Origin of the sequence: Ruegeria sp. R13_0 (assembly GCF_017743995.1) — a bacterium.
Taxonomy (GTDB): Bacteria; Pseudomonadota; Alphaproteobacteria; order Rhodobacterales; family Rhodobacteraceae; genus Ruegeria.
This window is the reverse complement of the sequence record NZ_JAGHRB010000001.1, coordinates 22,158-43,743: the sequence shown is the minus strand read 5'-3', so window position 1 is coordinate 43,743 and position 21,586 is coordinate 22,158. Positions and strand designations below refer to the sequence as shown.

The following is a 21,586-nucleotide window of genomic DNA, read 5'->3' as shown; positions in this document are numbered from 1 at the left end:
TCCGGGCTAATCCGCGCCATGCGCAGCGCATGACTTACAATACGATCATCCTTGGTGCCGGAGCAGCTGGCATGATGTGCGCCGCGCATTGCGGCGGGCGCGTGTTGGTGATCGACCACGCGAAAGCGCCGGGCGAGAAGATACGCATCTCGGGCGGCGGGCGTTGCAACTTCACCAATATGTATGCGGGGCCTGCCAATTTCCTGTCGCAAAACCCGCATTTCTGCAAATCCGCTTTGGCGCGCTATACGCAATGGGATTTCATCGATCTGGTCGGGCGTCACGGCATCGCATGGCATGAGAAAACGCTGGGGCAGTTGTTTTGTGACGATTCCTCGAAGCAGATCGTTCAGATGCTGCTGGATGAGATGACCCGCGCAGGGGCTGACTTATGGCTACGGACCGAGGTCAAAGCGCTGCGCAAGACCGAAGCCGGGTTTGCGCTGGAGGTCGATCGCGAAGGTGCGCGGCACAGCCTGACCTGCCACAACCTAGTGCTGGCCACCGGCGGCAAGTCGATCCCCAAAATGGGTGCAACCGGTCTCGCCTATGACATCGCGCAGCAATTCAATCTGCGCGTCACAGATACCCGTGCTGCGCTGGTTCCGTTCACTTTCTCGGACGGGAGGTTCAAGGAACTGTCTGGCGTCTCTCTGCCCGCGCGGCTGTCCAACGACCGCAACAGTTTTGACGAAGCACTTCTGTTCACCCATCGCGGCCTCAGCGGGCCATCAGTGCTGCAACTCTCGTCATATTGGCATGAGGCAGAAGCGATCCGCGTCAATCTGATCCCGGACCTGCCCTTGTTCGATCTTCTGCGCGATCAGCGACAAGCCGGAGGGCGCAAGGCTCTGACCACCGAACTCGCCCGGCACTTGCCATCGCGGTTGGTGGATCACCTCGCCCAACATATCCCGATGAAGGGCAACCTTGCCGATCAGTCGGACGCGGCGCTGAACGATCTGATCTCGGCACTGTCAGAATGGCAGCTGACCCCTTCAGGGACCGAAGGCTACCGCACCGCCGAGGTCACTCTAGGCGGGATCGACACAGATGACCTATCGTCAAAAACGATGGAGGCCAGAGATGTCCCCGGCCTCTATGCGATTGGTGAAGCGGTGGATGTCACCGGATGGCTTGGCGGCTATAACTTCCAGTGGGCTTGGTCCTCGGGCCATGCCGCCGGAAAGGCCATTTCCGCGCGTTAGCCGACGCGATCGATTGCGCGGCCCTAGCCGACGACGTTATAGCCGCGTCCGCGCATGCAGTTGCGCACGATGACTTCCTTGTTCTGGTTCTTTGCGATCACGTCAGCCCCGGCCCCGATCAGAGCCCCCGCCGCAGCAGCGCGACCCAGATTGTCACTGCTGTCCTGAATGATCGCCGTGGTCGCCGCAGCACCCGCCGCACCGATCGCTGCGTTGCCAGCCGTCGCCCCGTCAACCGCCGCCTGAGAAGCCGCCAGTTGCTGACACTGCAGCAGGTCTGACTGATAATTAGGGCCAACCGGGCCATCAATAACGGGCACGTAGTTTGCGCCTGTATTCGTGCAGGCCCCAGCCAGCAGCAGCGCCGGGACGATCAGAAGGGATTTCGGGTTAGGCATATCCATGACCTCTTTTTGAATTTCCGAGCAGAAAAGCAAATTCTTAAACGGCTTCAAGCCGATACCCGCAAACTGTCGCCCAATCGGCAAGGAATTGCAAACGGGCTAGGCGTTAAGGTGTTTTTGAACCTGCGCCGCGAAGTCATCCCCGCGTTGCTCAAAATTGTCATATTGGTCGAAACTGGCGGCTGCAGGGGCCAGCAAGACGGTCTCCCCTGCCTTGCTGTCGGCTATGGCCTGCTCAACGGCAGCGGCCATTGTGGTGCAGACTTGCGCCTCGACCTTTAGCTGCATGGCGAAACCCGCCGCCTCGCGCCCAATCACATAGGCCTTGATCACCTGATCCGAGGCACCGTTCAGGGCGTCGATGCCGCCTTCTTTCTCCAACCCACCGCAAACCCAGCGGATCTTCTTGAACGCGCTCAGAGCTTTCACCGCACTGTCCACATTCGTCGCCTTGGAGTCGTTCACGAACGTCACCCCACCCGCTTCGGCGATGATCTGACTGCGATGCGGCAGGCCCGGATAGCTGTGCAAGGCATCCTCGATCACGCGCGGCGCAAGACCCAGAGACCGGCAAGCGGCATAGGCAGCACAGGCGTTTTGGTGGTTATGCGCCCCTGGCAACCCCTTTATGCCGCGCAGATCAATCGAGCCGGTCTGCCGTCCTTTGCGATACTCCGAAAGAAAGCCTTTGCGGGCAAAAACCTGCCATCCCGGACCGGTCAGTTTGCGCTCAACCGAGATGCGGATCACCCGATCATCCGCCGGACCCTCGGCCAATTGCCCCGCCAGGAATGCGCCTTCGGCTTCATCAATGCCAATCACAGCACGGTCTGGCCCGCCCTCGGCAAAGAGGCGTCTCTTGGCGGCGAAATACCCACCCATTCCACCGTGTCGATCCAGATGGTCCGGCGATAGGTTGGTGAACACCGCTACGTCAGGCGTCAATGCGCGGGCCAACTCGGTCTGATAGCTCGACAGCTCCAGCACCACGACCGATCCATCGCCGCCGGGGTCTATATCCAACACGCCACGCCCGATATTGCCCGCCAACTGCGCCTCACGCCCCGCCTCGGACAGGATGTGATGGATCAGGGCTGCCGTGGTCGATTTGCCGTTCGACCCGGTCACCGCGATCACGCGCGGCGGCGTGTCGTAGTTGTTCCACTCCGGCCCCGCAAAGGATCGAAAGAACAGGCCGATATCGTTGTCCACCGGCACGCCAGCCTCCAATGCAGCGGCGACCACCGGGTTCGGTTGAGGGTAAAGATGCGGAATACCGGGCGAGACGATCAGCGTGGCGATCTCATCAAACGCCCCGTGGCGCCGCAGATCGAGGCATTGAAACCCCTCCCCTTCAGCGGTTTCGCGCGCTGCCGGATTGTCGTCCCAACAGATCGCCTCCGCCCCACCGGCACGCAACGCACGCGCGGTCGCCAAACCCGACCGACCAAGGCCCAAAACGGCGACCTTCTGCCCTGAGAAACCTTTGACCGCGATCATGCCGCCCTCTTCTTTTCAACTTGAATGCGCGCCACACTGCACCGAAGAAAAACCCGATGGCAAGGGCGCTTTCAGGCTCGCGCGCCAGCGCGAGCCATGCCCAACAGGTGGCAAGAGGGCCGCAGGCCCTCTGAACCTGGCGGGAGGGCTACCGGACCTTCAGCGTCGCCAGACCGATCATCGCGAGGATCAGCGAAATGATCCAGAACCGGATCACGATGGTGGGTTCCGCCCAGCCTTTTTTCTCATAGTGATGGTGAATCGGAGCCATCAGGAACACGCGCTTGCCAGTGCGCTTGAAGTAGAGAACCTGTATGATCACACTCAGCGCCTCGACCACAAAAAGGCCGCCGACCACGGCCAGCACCAACTCGTGCTTGGTCGCCACGGCAATCGCACCCAGCGCGCCACCCAAGGCGAGCGACCCGGTATCGCCCATGAACACAGCCGCAGGCGGGGCGTTATACCACAAGAACCCAAGGCCACCGCCGAACAGGGCCGAGGTGAAGATCAGAATCTCGCCCGTTCCGGGTACGTAGTGCACATCCAGATACTCAGTAAAGTCGACGCGACCCACCGCGTAAGCGATAATCCCCAGCGTCGTGGCCGCAATCATCGCGGGCATGATTGCCAAACCGTCAAGGCCATCGGTCAGGTTTACAGCATTGGCAGAACCCACAATCACGATAACGGCAAACGGGATATAGAGGATCCCTAGATTAACCAGAGTATCCTTGAAGATCGGCACCGCCAGCTGGTTCTGCAAAGCCTCCGGATGATGCAAAGACGCCCAGAAGGCGGCCAAAACGGCAATGATTATCCCCAGTGCCAGGCGCATTTTGCCAGACACACCCTTGGTGTTCTGCTTGGAGACCTTGGCATAGTCATCCGCAAACCCGATCGCCGCGTAAGCCAGCGTCACGAACAGCACCATCCAGACGTAGGGATTGTCCCAGCGCGCCCAAAGCAGCGTTGACGTGACCAGCGCGCCTACGATCAGCAAGCCACCCATTGTTGGCGTTCCGGCTTTGGAGAAATGCCCCTCGGGCCCGTCATCACGGATAGGTTGGCCTTTGCCCTGCTTACGGCGCAATACGTTGATCAGTGGTTTGCCAAACAGAAACCCAAAGATCAGCGCCGTCAAAAAGGCCCCACCCGCGCGGAACGTGATATAGCGGAAGAGGTTCCAGAAATCCCCTCCGTCCGACAGGGCGGTCAACCAATACAGCATTACAGTACCTTTCTCACACGAGGCGCACGGGCGCGTTACCCGTCAAGCGCGCCCCCTTGCCCCATTTTCCGCAGACCGTCAACAATCCGGGCCAACGCCATGCTGAGCGAGCCTTTCGCCAGCACGGTATCGCCGCTTTCGATCAAATCCGGCAGGTGTTCGGCCATCTCGGCGCTGGTTTCAAACCACAGGCCTTTCTTTGTATCCGGCAAAGCCTCGTGCAGCGCTTTCATCAACGGACCAATACAGTGAACCTGATCGACCTGCGCCATCGCGCTTACCTCGGCCATGCCAGCATGCATTGCGGCCTCTTGCGGGCCCAACTCCTTCATGTCGCCCAAAAAGGCGATGCGGCGCCTTCCGTTCGAGGCGGCCAAGACGTCCAGCGCAGCCTCCATCGAGGTCGGGTTGGCGTTGTAGCTGTCATCCAGCAGTTCGATCTGACCGCCACTCGCCAGCGGCAGAGTTTCCCGAACCCCGCGCCCTTTGACCGGGGACCAGCTGCGCAAACTGTCTATTGCCTGATCCAGATCGACACCCATCTCAACACAGGCTGCCAACGCGCCCAGCGCATTCATCGCAAAATGAGTACCTGCCGATTGGACGTCGAAGTTAAACAGGGTGTCACCAACTTCAGCCCGTGCATGAACGGAGTCTGGTCCAGCTGTCACGTTGGTCAGCTTGTAATCTGCAGCCTGCCGACCGAACTCAACGATTCCGGCGCCGAGGCCTTGTGCTGTCTGACGCAATATACCCGCATGTTCGACATCAGCGTTCACGATGGCTGCACCACCGGGCTCCAACCCTTCAAAGATCGCCGCTTTCTCATGCGCGATGCCAGCGACAGACTCGAAAGCTTCGAGGTGCACAGCCGCCACGGTCGTCACCAAACCCACATGCGGGCGCGCCTGACGGGCCAGAGGCGCAATCTCGCCCGGATGGTTCATCCCGATCTCAATAACCGCAAATTCAGTGTCTTGCGGCATCCTCGCGAGCGTCAGTGGCACACCCCAATGGTTGTTATAGCTGGCGACACTTGCATGGGTTTTTCCCTGCGTTTCCAGAATGGTGGCCAGCATTTCCTTGGTTGAGGTCTTGCCAACACTCCCTGTCACTCCCACCACACGCGCCTCGGTCCGGGCCCGGGCGGCCTGTCCGAGTGCTTCCAGTCCGGATTGCACATCGTCGACAATCAACAGAGGCGCATTTTCGGACACCCCTTCAGGGATATACGACACCAAGGCGGCGCCAGCGCCCTTCTCCAGCGCCTGAGCTACAAAATCATGGCCGTCACGCGCGGCCTTCAACGCGACAAACAGGTCTCCCGGTTGCAAAGTCCGCGTATCAATCGACACGCCATCCACAGTCCAATCACTGGTGGCGCGCCCGCCGGTTGCAGAGGCGGCCTCCGCCGCAGTCCAGAGCGTCATGCGACCCTCCCGTCCAGAGCGGCCACGGAAATGCTCGCCTGTTCCACATCATCGAAGGGTAGCACCTGATCACCTACGATCTGGCCGGTTTCATGGCCTTTGCCTGCAATCAGCAGCGCATCGCCGGGTTGCAAAGCGTCAATACCCCGCAAAATAGCCTCAGCCCGGTCACCTACTTCGGTCGCCTCTGCCGCGCCCTCCATCACAGCGGCGCGGATAGAGGCCGGGTCTTCGCTGCGCGGGTTGTCGTCAGTGACAAAGACGATATCCGCGTGATTGGCGGCGGCCTTTCCCATCAGCGGGCGCTTGGTTGCGTCGCGATCTCCGCCCGCGCCAACAATAGCGATCAGACGGCCCATCACATGCGGGCGCAGCGCTTTCAAAGCCGTGGCGACGGCATCAGGCGTATGGGCATAGTCCACAAACACCGCCGCGCCGTTGTCGCGGGTTGCGGCGAGCTGCATGCGACCCCGGACCGTTGTCAGATGCGGCAGGGTCTCGAACACCCGCTCAGGGTCGTCACCTGCTGCGATAACCAGTCCACAGGCCAGCAGGATGTTTTCGGCCTGGAACCCTCCGATCAAGTTCAGGCGCGTCTGGAAGGTCTTGCCCTGCCACGAGAACCGCAAATCCTGCCCGGTCGAGTCAAACCGCTGGTTCATCAAGCACAGGTCGGCCTCGCCCAGTCCGACGGTCAGAACAGACTGTCCCCGCGCCTCAGTGATCTTGCGCACCTGCGCACCCTTCGGGTCGCTGAGATTGATGACTGCGGTGCCGTCCTGCGGCAGAACCCGGTCGAACAAGCCCATTTTGGCCGCGAAATAGGCCTCGAACGTCTCGTGATAGTCCAGATGATCCTGCGTGAAGTTCGAAAAGCCCGCTGCGGCCAGATGCACCCCGTCCAGTCGCCGCTGTTCCAACCCATGCGAGGACGCCTCCATCGCCGCGTGGGTCACGCCATTCTCGGCGGCCTCAGACAGGCAGCGATGCAGGGTGATCGGTTCGGGCGTGGTATGGGCCAGCGGCGCGGTCCATGCGCCTTCGACCCCGGTGGTGCCAAGGTTGACGGCGGCGTGGCCAAGCTCAGCCCAGATCTGGCGGACGAATGTAGCGACCGAGGTTTTGCCATTGGTCCCAGTGACCGCAACAATCGTCTGCGGTTGCGTCCCGAACCAAAGTGCAGCGGACCCAGCCAATGCTTGGCGCGGGTCTTCAACCACCACCAAGGCAGCGTCGGATGCGGCCAGTTCGGCCTCGGCGATCTGCGCGCCTTCAGCGTCGGTCAGAATAGCAGCAGCGCCCATGCGCAGAGCGAATTGGATAAACTCACCCCCGTGGACGCGCGTACCGGGAAGCGCTGCGAAAAGGAAACCGTCTTTGACCTCACGGCTATCGACGGCCAATCCGGTGATGTCTGGATTCGCGCCTCCGCGTGCTGTCAGGGCCAGTTGGCTGAGTTTCTTTGTTCTTGCGCCCATGACCCACCTGTTCTCTGGCACCCTAATTCGAGGTCAGGGTTATAGCAGCGCTCGCCTCAGGCTCAAGCCGGGGACGCAGGCCTAACAAGGGCGCGACACGGCCGATCAACTCAGCCGCCACAGGCACCGCGGTCCAACCTGCAGTCCGACGCTTTTCGCCATAGGCCAGAATGGATGGCTCGTCCAAAGTAACGACCAGCACATATTTCGGGTCGTAAGCCGGGAAAATGGTGGCAAAAGTGGCGATCACCTTGTCATCATAATACCCGCCACGCGGTTTGGGCTTATCGGCGGTGCCGGTCTTGCCCGCAACGTCATAGCCTTTGACCTCAGCAAAACTGGCCGTGCCGTCGGTCACCACTTTGCGCAGCATCTTCTGCGCCTGACGCGCGGTGTTTTCGGACATCACACGTGGGCCGTATTGAGGGCCATTGCGGCGTAGGATCGTCGGGCTGACATAGTGCCCGCCATTGGCAATCGCGGCATACCCCGCCGCCAGATGCATCGGGCTGGTCGACAGGCCGTGACCGTAAGAGATGGTGACCGTGCTCAACTCACCCCATTTCTTGGGCTTGAGGGGCGCACCGCCTGCGGCTTCGACAATCTCGAACGGGGTGGGTTCGAACATGCCCAGCGCTTCCAGAAAGCTCTGCTGGCGTTTTGAACCGATTTGCAAAGCCAGCCGCCCAGTCCCGCGGTTCGAACTGTGAACGATCACATCCGCCACGCTGATCTTGCCATAGTTCTTGCCGTTGAACTCACCAATTGGGAAACGGCCGATCTTCATCGGACCGGAGGTGTCGATGATAGTCTCGGAATTCACCAATCCAAGTTGCACCGCCTGCGCGGCAGTGAAGATTTTGAAGACCGATCCTAGTTCATAAACACCCTGCACGTAACGATTGAACAGAGGGCTATCCGACGGATCAAAGCCCGAGGTCGGCGGGCGCGGACGGTCATTGGGGTCAAACGAAGGCAGAGACGCGGCCGAGATCACCTCGCCCGTATGCGCGTTCATCAGAACAGCCGAGGCCCCCTTGGCGTTCATGATCTTCATCCCGCCATACAGCACCTGCTCGACTGCGGCCTGAATGGTCAGGTCGAGCGACAGTTGCAGCGGTTTGTTGCCGTTGGCCGGGTCTCGCAAATAGTCGTCGAACTTCTTCTCGACCCCGGCAACACCGATCACTTCGGCCGCGCTCACACCTTCGCGGCCAAAACCCGAGCCGCCAAGAATATGCGCTGCCAGCTTGCCATTCGGGTAGAGGCGCATTTCGCGCGGGCCGAACAGGATACCTGGATCGCCGATGTCATGCACCGCCTGTTTCTGCTCGGGCGAGATGCGTTTCTTGATCCACAGGAACTTGCGTTTACCGGTGAAGTCCTTGACCAGACGCTCTTTGTCGAGATCCGGGAAAATCGCGACCAGCTGATCGGCTGCCGCAATCGGATCAATCATCAAAGGCGGTTGGGCGTAGACTGAGTAGGTATCCAGATTGGTCGCCAGAATGCGCCCTTCGCGATCAACAATGTTGGCGCGTTGCATGGCGATTGAGGCACCGGGCGCGCTGGCCAGCGGCTCTTGCGCCTCGGACGTCGCCAGCATGCCCATGCGGACACCCACAACTGAAAAGGCGCAAAAGAAGAACAGGCCCAAAACCAAAAGACGCCCCTCGGCGCGGGCGCGAGCGCGGTCTTTCATCTTTTCATGACGTTGGCGGATATTCTCGCGCTCGATGACCTTTGGGTTTTCACCCTTGGCGCGGGCATCCAGAACACGGGCCAGAGGGCGGAGGGGAGTGCGGGTCATGGAATCTGCACCTCACCCAAGGCCTGAATATCGGTGATCGCCTGCAGCTCGATCGGCTCAACAACCGGCAGGTCGGGGTCCTCGGCATAGGCGATTTGATCCGCACGTCCGAATTGCTCGGCGCGCAAGGGCAACAGGCCCATGCGTTCGAAATTCAAATCGGCCAGTTCACGCAAACGATCGGGGCGGTTCAAATAGGCCCATTCGGCGTTCAGAACCGCCAGCTTGACCTGCGCTACGCCGATCTCACCCTGCAGCGCCTGCGTTTCCTTTACAACTTGCTGGGTCCGGTAGTTCTCCTGATAGGCCCACAAGGCCAATCCGAACACGGACAGAGCGGTCAACACATACAGAATACTCTTCATCTTGCCCTTCCCCCAAGTTGCGGCATCCCAATGGCGCGGGCCTCAATTTCCCCCGCCGGAGCCTCAGTACGGATCGCGACACGCAGCTTGGCCGATCGCGAACGCGGGTTTTCCTGCAATTCCTTCTCATCCGGCCCGACGGCCTTGCGGGTCTTGAGCGTGAATTGCGGCAGTTCCTGTTCCATCTCGGGCGCATAGCGGTTGGCCCGCCCAGTCTTACCAGCCCGAGACTGGAAGAACCGTTTAACCATGCGGTCTTCGATGGAATGAAAGGTCACAACGGCCAGTTGCCCGCCGGGCTTCAAAGCCCGCTCGGCAGCCATAAGACCCTGAAACAGCTCGTCATATTCCGCGTTCACCGCAATCCGCAGGCCCTGAAAACTGCGCGTCGCAGGGTGCGATTGTCCCGGCTTGGGGCGCGGCAGGCAGGATTCGATGATCTCGGCCAGACGCAAGGTCGTGGTGATGGGTTCCTCGGCGCGGGCTTTGACAACAGCCTTGGCGATACGCCGACTTGCACGCTCCTCACCGTAGTGGAACAGGATGTCGGCCAATTGCGCCTCAGTCGCGGCGTTGACCAGATCGGCGGCGCTTTCACCCTCTTGGCTCATGCGCATGTCGAGCGGGCCGTCTTTCATGAAGGAAAAGCCGCGCTCGGCCAGATCCAGCTGCATGGACGAAACCCCGAGGTCCAGTACAACCCCTTCAAGATCCTGCGCGTATTCATCCATGCGCGAGAATACACCGGGCTGCATCACAAGGCGGTCGCCATAGTCACCCGCCCAGTCTGCAGCCATCTCAAACACCAGCGGATCGCGATCCACGCCGATCACCTTCTCGGCCCCAGCCTCAAGCAGACCTCTCGTATACCCACCTGCACCGAACGTGCCGTCTAGCCAAGTGCCCGCCACCGGAGATACCGCCGCCAGTAAAGGGCGCAGCAAGACAGGAATATGTGGGTTCGAAGATGAAGAGACCGCGCCGGACATGCCGTTACGCGTCCCCAACGCCATCGAGATAGACCATCGGGTCGAAATCATCCGGCAGATCGTCCATCCATTCCTCGGCTTTGGCCAGTTCTTCGACCTCATAGGTCTCGGGCTTCCAGATCTGGAAGGTGTCACCGGCGGCTATGAAGAAGGCCTCATTCTCAAGGTCGATCTTGTTGCGCAGCTTGGCCGGCAAAACCAGACGTCCGGTTTCATCCACATTAGTCGGAAAGGACTGACCATGGAACATACGCTGAAGCATCTTACGCTCCATCGAGCCTCGCGGCAGAGCGTCGATTTTGTCGTCGACCTCATCAATCGCCTGCATAGTATAGCATTCCAGGTATTTGCGGCGGTGGTCGCCATAGACAATCACAAGCTCAGGATTGTCACCGGGCTGCCAATTGGGATCAGACGATTCAAGCACACGGCGAAACGAGGCCGGGATCGAGACCCTGCCCTTCGTGTCCACCTTATGGTGGCTTTCACCTCTAAACCTGCGCGCCAAGACGACTGTCCCTTTCGCTTGCGCCCCACTTGAATTTCACGTTCCCCCCGGATGAAAAACGGCGGGTTGATCTGCTGCCACTGATCAACCCGCCGCATTGGCCCGCTTTGCGGGATGTCCAGCTGCACGCGCCACCTGGGGGGATGTCTGCTCGCCCGCGCGCCGGATCTCTTGAGTGATGAAAGCGAGATGCCTGTATGAAACCTGATTATTTTTGGTTGGGGTCGTTTGCTGCCCCTGCTGCCTCGTCCTCATCGGATGCATTAGGGATGACATGGGAATTCATGGAAATCAACAGGAAATTTTGGGCACTTTCTAATACGGGCTATGAAAACAAGGTGGATTTTGAGCCAATTTTAGAACCAACACACCTCATATCGACGTTCAAAGTCAATCGATAGCTATATATGGTGACCCCAAGAACCTCCCGCGATCACCCATGAATTCCCAAAAAAATTTAAATTCTCGGAGTTTTTGCCAACTGAGACCCATCAGCAACGCCAAAAACAAAGAATCATATGGAAGGAAACCGCGCGGAATGTGGTCATTTTGATCTAGGCCCGCGAATTCCCACGCCAGGATTCCAGATCGCTTTCTCGTGATCGAGTTGAAACAAATCGTCCACCAAACGCACAAACTTTCGCAGCTGCGCTCAAACTCCGGGCAAGCCGAACGGCACGACAGGAATTTGCTTCAACCGAAACGTTGCTTTCAAGGTCCCTCAAACCCCAAAAAATCATGGGTCATTTCAAATCGAGACTAGCAAGGCCCTGATATCCATGCATTTGCTGCATAGCAGCATTGACGTTGCAGGCTATTGTGCATTCGCAGCATTTGCCTATTTTCATCCTCAAGCAGACGCTGACACCGGTCAGCAAGGCAAGAATGAACGGAACGGTAAGATGGCAATGGCAACGAACACTACGGCACTCAAAGGGACTCATTTTGGCGGTATCACCACCATGATCGAGGCCGCAAAGACACGTTTTGCCCGTTACCGCCTGTACCGCCAGACGGTAGCTGAGCTGTCCGCGCTGTCAGACCGCGAGCTGGCCGATCTCGGCCTGAGCCGCGCAATGATCCGCGGCCTGGCCCGTCAGGCGGCTAACGACTTCACAGCGCGCTAAGCGCAAACGAATAAACGAGATCAGACCCTTCCTCCTCCCTTTAGGGTCTGTAATCAGCGGCGACGTCTCTCCTCCTCCCTGACGTCGCCGCACCTAATACCGGCCTTGCAACGCCGGACCAGGACACACCGGGCTCTCCTCCTCCCTGCCCGGTGTTGAAAGCGCGCGGTGACGTCTCTCCTCCTCCCTGACGTCACCGCGTCTTCCTCATACCGGGCTCAAACCCGGGTTCAGATACATCGGGGCTCTCCTCCTCCCTGCCCTGATGTAGAAAAGAACGGCGGTTTCCCTTCCTCCTCCCTGGGAAACCGCCGTTTTTCATTCGCGCAACAAGAAAGGGGACGCAAAACGCCCCCTGCTTCTTCTGTTCAAAAATACCTCGGAGCGCGAGGCAGAGCCTCGCAAATGCTCAGAACGGCACGTCATCCTTTGCCGTGAGAAAGCGCGAGACCACCTTTTTCACCCCCGCCTTATCGAAATCGACCTCGACCTTGTCGCCTTCGATGCCGATCACCGCGCCATAGCCGAATTTCTGGTGAAACACCCGCTCACCCAAGGTGAAACTGGCAATGGCCGTGGCATCAATCACCGTATTCCGGCTTTCTTTGGGCTGGGACATCCCATACTGCCCCTGCCGCGCCTGCATCCGTTTCCAGCCCGGAGAGTTGTAGACATTCGCCTCGGCCGCGCGGGTTTCGATCGTCGCAGCTGTTTGCCCACCGCCATACAGCCCCGGAGGCGTCAGAACCTCCACATGATCCTCGGGCAATTCGTCGATAAACCGCGACGGCATCGCGTTTTGCCATTGCCCGAACACCCGTCGGTTGGCTGCGAAAGAAATCGTGCAGACCTCCTCTGCGCGGGTAATGCCCACATATGCGAGCCGCCGTTCCTCCTCGAGGCCCTTGAGGCCCGATTCGTCCATGGAGCGTTGTGAGGGGAACAAACCGTCCTCCCACCCCGGCAGGAACACGGCGGGAAACTCCAACCCCTTTGCCGCGTGCAGCGTCATGATCGAGACCTTCGCCCCGTCGCCCTCTTGTTCATTGTCCATCACCAGGCTGACATGCTCCAAAAACCCTTGCAGGTTCTCGAAATTGTCCAGCTGGTTCACCAGTTCCTTGAGGTTTTCCAACCGGCCCGGAGCCTCGGGCGTCTTGTCGTTTTGCCAATGCCCGGTATAGCCGGATTCGTCCAAGATGATCTGCGCCAGCTCGATATGCGTGTGCTCCGGCGCACCATAGCGAATGGGCGACACCCCATCGTCGATGACCGTTTCGTCATCGACCTCGATCCGTGGCCCGCGCGTCAGCGCATTCCACCGCGCCAATCCGTCGATCAATTCGCGCAGCGCTTTGACACCTCTCGCGCCGATCAGTTTTTCTTCAACGACAATCCGAGCGCCTTCTACCAGCGACACCCCATGTTCCCGCGCCGTCATCTGAATCGTCTGTTGCGCCTTGTCGCCAAGGCCGCGTTTGGGTGTGTTCACGATCCGCTCGAACGCCAGATCGTCCTCGGGGCTGACCACCAACCGGAAATAGGCCATGGCATCGCGAATCTCCATCCGCTCATAAAACCGAGGGCCTCCGATCACCTTATAGGGCAGACCAATCGTCAGAAACCGATCCTCAAACGCGCGCATCTGATGCGAGGCGCGGACCAGAATGGCGATCTGGTCGAGGTTCATCGGCCGCACACCGCGCGTTCCGCCCTGCATCGCATCGATCTCTTCCCCGATCCAGCGCGCCTCTTCCTCACCATCCCAATGGCCGATCAGTCGAACCTTCTCACCATCCTCGGCATCGGTCCAAAGCTCTTTGCCCAAGCGGCCTTCATTGCCACGGATCACATTCGACGCAGCCGCCAGAATGTGAGGCGTCGAGCGGTAGTTCTGCTCTAACCGCACCACAAAGGCGCCGGGAAAGTCCTTTTCGAACCGCAGGATGTTGCCCACCTCGGCGCCGCGCCAGCCATAGATCGACTGATCGTCATCGCCCACGCAGCAGATGTTCTTGTGCCCTCCGGCCAGCAGACGCAGCCAGAGGTACTGAGCGACGTTGGCATCCTGATACTCATCCACAAGGATGTAGCGGAACCGGTTTTGATAAACTTCCAGTACATCAGGTCGTGTTTGAAAAATCGTGACCATATGCAGCAGCAGGTCGCCAAAATCCACCGCATTCAGATCACGTAAGCGGCCTTGGTACTGGGTGTACAGTTCGATGCCCTTGTGGTTGAACGCCTCCGCGTCAGTTGAGGGCACCTTGCCTGGCGTCAGTGCGCGGTTTTTCCAATCGTCGATGATTCCGGCCAGCATCCGTGCAGGCCAGCGTTTGTCGTCAATATTGTTGACCTTAAGCAACTGTTTGAGCAACCTTAGTTGATCATCGGTATCCAGAATTGTGAAGTTCGACTTTAGGTCAACCAATTCGGCGTGACGACGCAACAATTTTGCACTAAGGGAATGAAACGTGCCCATCCATCTGATTGGGTGATCCAATTCAAACGGGGTCTTCGCCAAACGGTCTGCCATCTCACGCGCAGCTTTATTGGTGAACGTTACAGCCAATATCTGGTGCGGAGATGCGTGACCATATTTAACGAGTTGCGCAAGTCGCGCCATCAGAGTTTTTGTTTTCCCCGTCCCGGCACCAGCGAGAATCAAAACCGGCCCAAAAACCTGTTTGGCGGCTTCCTCTTGGGCCTGATTCAAGCCTTTCAAGTGACGGTCGTCCAGCGGAGCCCTGCGAGCCATGGCCCGCGCTGATAGCGATGCGCCCTCGAAGGCGTCCATTTCGTCAAAACTGCTCATATCGGCAAACTACGCTGGATGGTCCAAAAGGAAAAGAGTTTGTTCACGCCTTGTTCGCGCGAATTTTCCTTCGGGGTCATACAAATCTTAATCACTTTCACACCCCCACATGCAAGGAAGTTAACACTCTGTCAAAACCTCTTGCCGATGCTGCTCTGCACTTTGTGGGAGAACGCGGGTATGGAACAGACAGCAAAAGCACGCCTTATGGGCAAGCTGAAGGTCTTTGTCAGCACGGCAACGCTGATCGCTCTGACAGCTTTGGCCGGTTGGGGGATATATACGCTGCCTGCCCCGCTTGTGGATCGCATGCTGGAATCGGATCTGCGCCATCACGCCGTACGCCTGGAAAAGAAGGTGGAAAGCCAGCTTTTTGACGTCAAGACCAGTTTCGAGCGGCACATCCTCAGCCAACATGATGAGGCTTTTCTAAGCTTGCTGCCTGAAACCTCGGATATCTACCGCTTCAAACTGTTCGATTCCTCGGGTGAGGTGTTCTGGTCAACCCGCGATGGCGATGTCGGTTCGGTGAATACCAAACCGTATTTCAAGGACGTGGTGGCCATGGGCAACCTGTTCTACAAGCATGAAGAAAAGCCCATCGCCGAGGTGGATTCGCTGAACGCCGGCCAGTTGGAGAACCTGGACAGCAACACCCGCCACGTCGCCGAAATTTACACGCCTGTGATTCAAAGCGGAAAATTCCTCGGCGCGATTGAGTTCTATTCCGACATCACGGATGTGAGGAACCTGTTCATTGATCGGGTTCGCATGTCGCTGATCGCGATCAGTGCGGTAGTCCTGCTAGCCTTGTCGGCGGTGATCCTGATCGTGCATCGCAACAATCGTCGGCAATTGGGCGTGCTGCGCGTGCGTGCGGAGAAAGAACGAGAGTTGATGGACGACCAACTGCGCCTCGCGCGCGAAGTGCGGCTGCTAGGCGAGTTGAATGAATGGCTGCAATCCAGCCGCTCACTGGACGAGCTGTTCGACATGGTCTCACGTTTCATGACGCATATCCTGCCCGAGGCTGAAGGCAGCGTTTATGTCTATTCCAATTCACGCGATGTTCTGGACGGATGTGCCAGTTGGAACGGTGGCACCCATAAGGCGCATATCCACCCCGAGGGCTGCTGGGGCTTGCGCCGTGGACGGACCTATGAGTTCGGGGCGTCGGAGATTGATTTTGTCTGCGAGCATGCCGAACCCCATGACGGGCGGGCCTATTTCTGTTTTCCGATTCTCGCTCATGGCGAAACGGTCGGTCTGTTGCACCTGCGCGCGCACGAGGGGAAGTGTGAGGCCTTTCACGCCAGCAAGAAACTGGCGCAGCTTTGTGCGGAACAGATCAGCATGGCGATTGCCAATGTGCGGATGCGTGATCAATTGCATGACCAATCCGTGCGCGATCCTCTGACAGGATTGTTCAACCGACGCCACATGACCGACAGCCTCCGCCGGGGAATCAGCCGCAGCCAGCAAACCGGAGCACCGCTCAGCCTGATCGCAGTGGATGTGGATCATTTCAAGAAGTTCAACGACACGCATGGGCATGACGCGGGTGATATGGTTCTGCGTGCCGTGGGCGCCGCTTTGGAACAGGGGTGCGACCGCGATGAGATCGCCTGCCGCATCGGTGGCGAGGAATTCATGCTGATTCTCCCCGACAACACGCCGGATGATGCGGTGACACGGGCTGAAACCCTCCGCCAAGCGGTTGAGGCCGTCTCGGTCAGATATGGCGACAAGTCCCTCCCGCGGATCACGATCTCGGTCGGGGTAGCGCATTACCCTGCACATGGGACGATGCCGCAAGACTTGATGCGAGCGGCCGATGATGCCCTCTATTCAGCCAAGGACAACGGTCGAAATCAGGTGCGCGTTGCAAGTGTTCCTGCCGACTCGGCGGCTGAACGTCCGGGGCATAAATCGCTCAAACATAAGCCTGACGCGGCGTGATCCCCTTGCCGAATCGCAGTGTAGGTCGGATCAAACGCCATGGACCTGCACAGCACCTATCCCGGCATTGCCGACCTGAAACGACGCGCCCGACGACGGCTTCCGCATTTTGTTTGGGAGTATACCGAAAGCGGAACAGGGACCGAAACGGCCATGCTTCGAAACCGAACGGCACTGGACTCGGTACGGCTACTCCCCGCGATTCTAAAAGGTGAACTGGAATACGACACCAGCACGCGTTTCCTGGGGCAGGAGTGCCCACTTCCGTTCGGAATCGCGCCGATCGGCATGTCGGGTCTGATCTGGCCGGACGCAGAAGGCATCTTGGCGCGTGCAGCTGCGCAGGCCTCTCTGCCCTACACATTGTCAACGGTGGCCAGCCAATCCCCGGAGGATCTGGCCTCTCATCTAGGTGAAAACGCCTGGTTCCAGCTTTACCCGCCTAGGGATCCCGAGATTCGAGCAGATTTTCTGGCCCGCGCCCGACAGGCAGGATTTAAAACTTTAGTCCTGACAGCAGATGTTCCTGTCGCGTCCCGCAGAGAGCGTCAGACACGCTCAGGGCTGACCCATCCGCCAAGGCTGACGCCGAGATTGCTGGCCCAAGTCGCGCGGCGCCCCGCTTGGGCGTTTGGGATGCTGCGACAGGGCATGCCCAAAATGCGCACGTTGGACAAATATATCGACAACAAGAAATCGATGCCGGTCACGGCCCATGTCGGATACTTGCTGCGTATGTCACCGGACATGGAGTACGTCAAACGGTTGCGCGATCAGTGGGATGGGCCCTTCGTGATCAAGGGAATCATGCGCCCCGACGATGCCGAAATGCTTGAACAAGCCGGGGTGGACGCGCTTTGGGTTTCGAACCACGGAGGCCGTCAATTTGACGGTGCCCCCGCCAGCATCGAAGTTCTACCGGAGATTCGCAGCGTCACCGGCCTGCCTCTGATCTTCGACAGCGGCATCGAAGGCGGGTTGGACATCCTTCGCGCATTATCCAAGGGGGCCGATTTCGTCATGCTTGGACGGGCCTTTTTGTATGGGCTGGCGGCACTTGGCTCCAAAGGACCAGCTCATGTGATTGACCTGTTGCGGCAGGATATGCTCGCAAATATGGGACAGATGGGCCTTGCCGACCTGACCCAAATCAAGACGATTCATCACGAAGATTGATGCTGCGGCGCAGCAACGCTACAAGAAACGCGCGAACAATGGCCGTTTGCGAGCGTTAACATGCCGGTTATACCCAGAACCACTGATACACCTGCGCGTATTCTCCGCCTATGAACACGGCCGAAACACCAAGACCGGGACCCAATATGACCGATTTCAAGAAGATCCTGATCGCCAATCGCGGCGAGATTGCCATTCGCGTGATGCGCGCAGCCAACGAGATGGGGAAACGCACCGTTGCGGTCTTTGCCGAAGAAGACAAGTTAGGCCTGCACCGCTTCAAGGCGGACGAAGCCTACCGAATTGGCGAAGGTCTTGGCCCCGTCGCGGCATATCTGTCGATTGACGAGATCATCCGCGTTGCCAAGGAATCGGGTGCGGACGCGATCCACCCCGGTTACGGCCTGCTATCCGAGAACCCGGACTTTGTGGATGCCTGTGTTCAGAACGGCATCACCTTCATCGGTCCTAAGGCCGAAACCATGCGCGCCCTGGGCGACAAGGCCAGTGCCCGAAAGGTTTCCATTGCCGCCGACGTGCCGGTTATTCCCGCAACCGAAGTTCTGGGCGATGACATGGCCGCGATCAAGAAAGAGGCGGCCGAGATCGGCTACCCATTGATGCTGAAGGCCAGTTGGGGCGGCGGTGGACGCGGCATGCGCCCGATCCTGTCCGAGGACGAGCTGGAGGAGAAAGTTCTGGAAGGTCGCCGCGAAGCCGAGGCCGCATTTGGCAACGGTGAGGGTTATCTGGAAAAGATGATCACCCGCGCCCGTCACGTTGAGGTTCAGATCCTCGGTGACAAACACGGTGAGATCTATCACCTCTATGAGCGTGACTGCTCGGTCCAGCGCCGGAACCAAAAGGTCGTTGAACGCGCCCCTGCCCCGTATCTGACCGAAGAACAACGCGCCGAGATTTGCGAACTGGGCCGCCGCATCTGCGCCCATGTGAACTATGAATGCGCAGGCACCGTCGAATTCCTGATGGATATGAACACCGGCAAGTTCTACTTCATCGAAGTGAACCCGCGCGTTCAGGTGGAGCACACCGTCACCGAAGAAGTCACTGGCATCGACATCGTGCAGGCTCAGATCCTGATCGCTGAAGGTAAGACGCTGGCCGAGGCCACTGGCAAAGCCAACCAAGATGAGATCCGCCTGAACGGCCACGCGCTGCAGACCCGTGTGACCACCGAAGATCCGCTGAACAACTTCATCCCGGACTATGGCCGCATCACCGCCTATCGCTCGGCCACAGGTATGGGCATCCGTCTGGACGGCGGCACCGCTTATGCGGGCGGCGTAATCACGCGCTACTATGACTCGCTGCTGACGAAGGTCACCGCTTGGGCACCGACGCCCGAAAAGGCGATTGCCCGGATGGACCGCGCCCTGCGTGAATTCCGCGTGCGCGGCGTCTCTACCAACATCGCTTTCGTGGAAAACTTGCTGAAGCACCCGACCTTCCTGTCGAATGAATACACCACCAAGTTCATCGACGAGACGCCGGACCTGTTCGCCTTTAAAAAGCGCCGTGACCGGGGCACCAAGGTTCTGACCTATATCGCGGACATCACCGTCAACGGTCACCCCGAAACCAAGGATCGCCCTGAGCCGCGCGCCGATCTGAAAGAGGCGAAAGCTCCCGCTCAGAAAGCCGAACCCCAGATGGGGACCCGCAACCTGCTGGAGCAAAAGGGCCCACAGGCCGTGGCCGACTGGATGAAAGCCCAGCGTCAGCTGCTGATCACCGACACCACGATGCGGGACGGTCACCAATCGCTGCTGGCGACACGGATGCGCTCGATCGACATGATCAAGGTCGCGCCCAGCTATGCCGCGAACCTGCCGCAGCTGTTCTCGGTGGAATGCTGGGGCGGCGCGACGTTCGACGTGGCCTATCGCTTCCTGCAGGAATGCCCGTGGCAGCGCCTGCGTGACCTGCGCGAGGGGATGCCGAACCTGATGACCCAGATGCTGCTGCGCGGCGCAAACGGTGTTGGCTATACCAACTACCCTGACAATGTGGTGCAGGAGTTCGTGCGTCAGGCCTCGCAAGGGATCGACGTGTTCCGCGTGTTCGACTCGCTCAACTGGGTTGAAAACATGCGCGTGGCGATGGATGCGGTCGTTGAAAGCGGCAAGATCTGCGAAGGCACCGTTTGCTATACTGGCGACATTCTGGACCCGGATCGCTCGAAATACGACCTGAAGTACTATGTCGGCATGGCGAAAGAGCTGCGCGATGCAGGGGCGCATATTCTGGGCCTGAAAGACATGGCAGGTCTGTTGAAACCGGCCTCGGCCAAGATCCTGATCCGCGCATTGAAGGAAGAGGTCGGCCTGCCGATCCACTTCCACACGCATGACACCGCAGGCATCGCCAGCGCCACCATTCTGGCGGCGTCTGAAGCGGGCGTCGACGCGGTCGATTGCGCGATGGACAGCTTCTCGGGCAACACGTCTCAGGCCACGCTGGGCACTGTGGTCGAAGCGCTGCGCCATACCGAGCGGGATACCGGCCTGGACATCAAATCGATCCGTGAGATCAGCGACTACTTCGAGGCTGTGCGCGGCCAGTACGCGGCCTTTGAATCAAGCCTGCAGGCCCCGGCCTCTGAGGTGTATCTGCACGAGATGCCCGGCGGTCAGTTCACCAACCTCAAGGCGCAAGCGCGTTCTCTGGGGCTGGAAGAGCGTTGGCACGAGGTCGCCCAGACCTATGCTGACGTGAACCAGATGTTCGGTGACATCGTGAAGGTAACGCCGTCCTCCAAGGTTGTCGGTGACATGGCACTGATGATGGTCAGCCAGGGCCTGACACGCGAAGAAGTGGAAAGCCCAGCAACAGATGTGGCCTTCCCCGACTCGGTCGTGGATATGATGCGCGGCAATCTGGGGCAGCCTCCGGGCGGCTTCCCGCCTGCGATCCTTCAGAAGGTCCTCAAGGATGAGGCCCCCAATACCGAGCGTCCGGGCAAGAACGTACCCGCCGTCGATCTCGAGGCCACTCGCGCCGACCTGTCCAAGCAACTGGACGGCAAAGAGGTCGATGACGAGGATCTGAACGGCTACCTGATGTATCCAAAGGTGTTCCTCGACTATATGGGCCGTCACCGCGCCTATGGTCCGGTGCGCACCCTGCCGACCCGCACCTTTTTCTACGGAATGGAGCCGGGCGAAGAGATCACGGCAGAGATTGATCCGGGCAAGACGCTGGAAATCCGCTGTCAGGCCATCGGTGAGACCGACGAGAAAGGCGAAGTCAAAGTGTTCTTCGAACTCAACGGCCAGCCCCGTGTCATTCGAGTGCCCAACCGCCTCGTGACCGCCACCACGCAGGCCCGACCAAAGGCCGAGGTCGGCAATGCCAACCACATCGGCGCGCCGATGCCGGGTGTTGTGGCGACCGTTGTTGTCACCGCAGGCCAAGAGGTCAAGGAAGGCGATCTGCTGCTGACCATTGAGGCGATGAAGATGGAAACCGGCATCCACGCCGAACGCGACGCCGTGGTCTCTGCCATCCATGTCCAGCCCGGCGGCCAAATTGACGCAAAGGACCTGCTGGTCGAACTGGAATAACC

At 59.2% G+C, this 21,586-nt stretch carries 15 protein-coding genes; 5 read left to right on the top strand and 10 right to left on the bottom strand.

Going from position 1 to position 21,586, the window contains the following annotated elements; genetic code table 11:
- The first annotated feature begins 29 nt into the window (after positions 1-29).
- The gene (locus tag J7394_RS00205) at positions 30-1,208 is read left to right on the top strand and encodes an NAD(P)/FAD-dependent oxidoreductase (protein WP_209250164.1); all 1,179 of its coding nucleotides are present in this window, start codon (positions 30-32) and stop codon (positions 1,206-1,208) included.
- Positions 1,209-1,231: 23 nt separating this feature from the next.
- Here J7394_RS00205 and J7394_RS00200 read toward each other — a convergent pair whose 3' ends face one another.
- The 9 genes from J7394_RS00200 to mraZ all read right to left on the bottom strand — a co-directional run bounded on the left by J7394_RS00200 (position 1,232) and on the right by mraZ (position 10,923).
- Complete coding sequence (locus tag J7394_RS00200; RefSeq protein WP_209250163.1) at positions 1,232-1,612, bottom strand: glycine zipper family protein; 381 nt, start codon at positions 1,610-1,612, stop codon at positions 1,232-1,234.
- 99 nt (positions 1,613-1,711) lie between these two features.
- Positions 1,712-3,112 carry a UDP-N-acetylmuramoyl-L-alanine--D-glutamate ligase gene (murD, locus tag J7394_RS00195; RefSeq protein ID WP_209250162.1) on the bottom strand — a complete coding sequence of 467 codons (1,401 nt, stop codon included), beginning with the start codon at positions 3,110-3,112 and terminating at the stop codon, positions 1,712-1,714.
- A gap of 148 nt (positions 3,113-3,260) precedes the next feature.
- The gene (mraY, locus tag J7394_RS00190) at positions 3,261-4,343 is read right to left on the bottom strand and encodes a phospho-N-acetylmuramoyl-pentapeptide-transferase (RefSeq protein WP_170643045.1); all 1,083 of its coding nucleotides are present in this window, start codon (positions 4,341-4,343) and stop codon (positions 3,261-3,263) included.
- 35 nt (positions 4,344-4,378) lie between these two features.
- Positions 4,379-5,773, bottom strand: a complete 1,395-nt coding sequence (murF, locus tag J7394_RS00185) for a UDP-N-acetylmuramoyl-tripeptide--D-alanyl-D-alanine ligase (RefSeq protein ID WP_209250161.1) — start codon at positions 5,771-5,773, stop codon at positions 4,379-4,381.
- On the bottom strand, positions 5,770-7,251 hold the full coding sequence (locus J7394_RS00180; protein WP_209250160.1) for a UDP-N-acetylmuramoyl-L-alanyl-D-glutamate--2,6-diaminopimelate ligase: 1,482 nt from the start codon (positions 7,249-7,251) through the stop codon (positions 5,770-5,772). The genes murF and J7394_RS00180 overlap by 4 nt, the downstream gene beginning before the upstream one ends.
- 22 nt (positions 7,252-7,273) lie before the next feature.
- Positions 7,274-9,061, bottom strand: coding sequence for a penicillin-binding protein 2 (locus J7394_RS00175; protein ID WP_209250159.1), 1,788 nt, complete (start codon positions 9,059-9,061; stop codon positions 7,274-7,276).
- A complete protein-coding gene (locus J7394_RS00170) occupies positions 9,058-9,426 on the bottom strand; it encodes a cell division protein FtsL (RefSeq protein WP_209250158.1) in 369 nt (122 codons plus the stop codon). Before J7394_RS00170 ends, J7394_RS00175 begins: the two co-directional genes overlap by 4 nt.
- Positions 9,423-10,415, bottom strand: coding sequence for a 16S rRNA (cytosine(1402)-N(4))-methyltransferase RsmH (gene rsmH, locus J7394_RS00165; RefSeq protein WP_209250694.1), 993 nt, complete (start codon positions 10,413-10,415; stop codon positions 9,423-9,425). Before rsmH ends, J7394_RS00170 begins: the two co-directional genes overlap by 4 nt.
- A 4-nt stretch (positions 10,416-10,419) precedes the next feature.
- Entirely contained in the window at positions 10,420-10,923 is a 504-nt protein-coding gene (gene mraZ / locus J7394_RS00160) for a division/cell wall cluster transcriptional repressor MraZ (protein WP_170460901.1), read from the bottom strand.
- Positions 10,924-11,702: 779 nt separating this feature from the next.
- Between mraZ and J7394_RS23085 the strand changes: the two genes are divergently transcribed.
- Positions 11,703-12,050 (top strand): DUF1127 domain-containing protein, encoded by a 348-nt coding sequence (locus J7394_RS23085; protein ID WP_371811903.1) that lies wholly within the window; start codon positions 11,703-11,705, stop codon positions 12,048-12,050.
- A 409-nt stretch (positions 12,051-12,459) separates the two neighbouring features.
- On the opposite strand, the gene J7394_RS00150 is transcribed toward J7394_RS23085, so the two are convergent.
- Positions 12,460-14,865, bottom strand: coding sequence for an ATP-dependent helicase (locus J7394_RS00150; RefSeq protein WP_209250157.1), 2,406 nt, complete (start codon positions 14,863-14,865; stop codon positions 12,460-12,462).
- Positions 14,866-15,045: 180 nt separating this feature from the next.
- On the opposite strand from J7394_RS00150, the gene J7394_RS00145 reads away from it, so the two are divergent.
- The 3 genes from J7394_RS00145 (at position 15,046) to J7394_RS00135 (ending at position 21,584) form a co-directional block, all read left to right on the top strand.
- Positions 15,046-16,824 carry a diguanylate cyclase gene (locus tag J7394_RS00145; RefSeq protein ID WP_247747980.1) on the top strand — a complete coding sequence of 593 codons (1,779 nt, stop codon included), beginning with the start codon at positions 15,046-15,048 and terminating at the stop codon, positions 16,822-16,824.
- A 39-nt stretch (positions 16,825-16,863) separates the two neighbouring features.
- Positions 16,864-18,000, top strand: a complete 1,137-nt coding sequence (locus tag J7394_RS00140) for an alpha-hydroxy acid oxidase (RefSeq protein ID WP_209250156.1) — start codon at positions 16,864-16,866, stop codon at positions 17,998-18,000.
- A 146-nt stretch (positions 18,001-18,146) separates the two neighbouring features.
- On the top strand, positions 18,147-21,584 hold the full coding sequence (locus J7394_RS00135) for a pyruvate carboxylase (protein WP_209250154.1): 3,438 nt from the start codon (positions 18,147-18,149) through the stop codon (positions 21,582-21,584).
- Positions 21,585-21,586 lie beyond the last annotated feature (2 nt).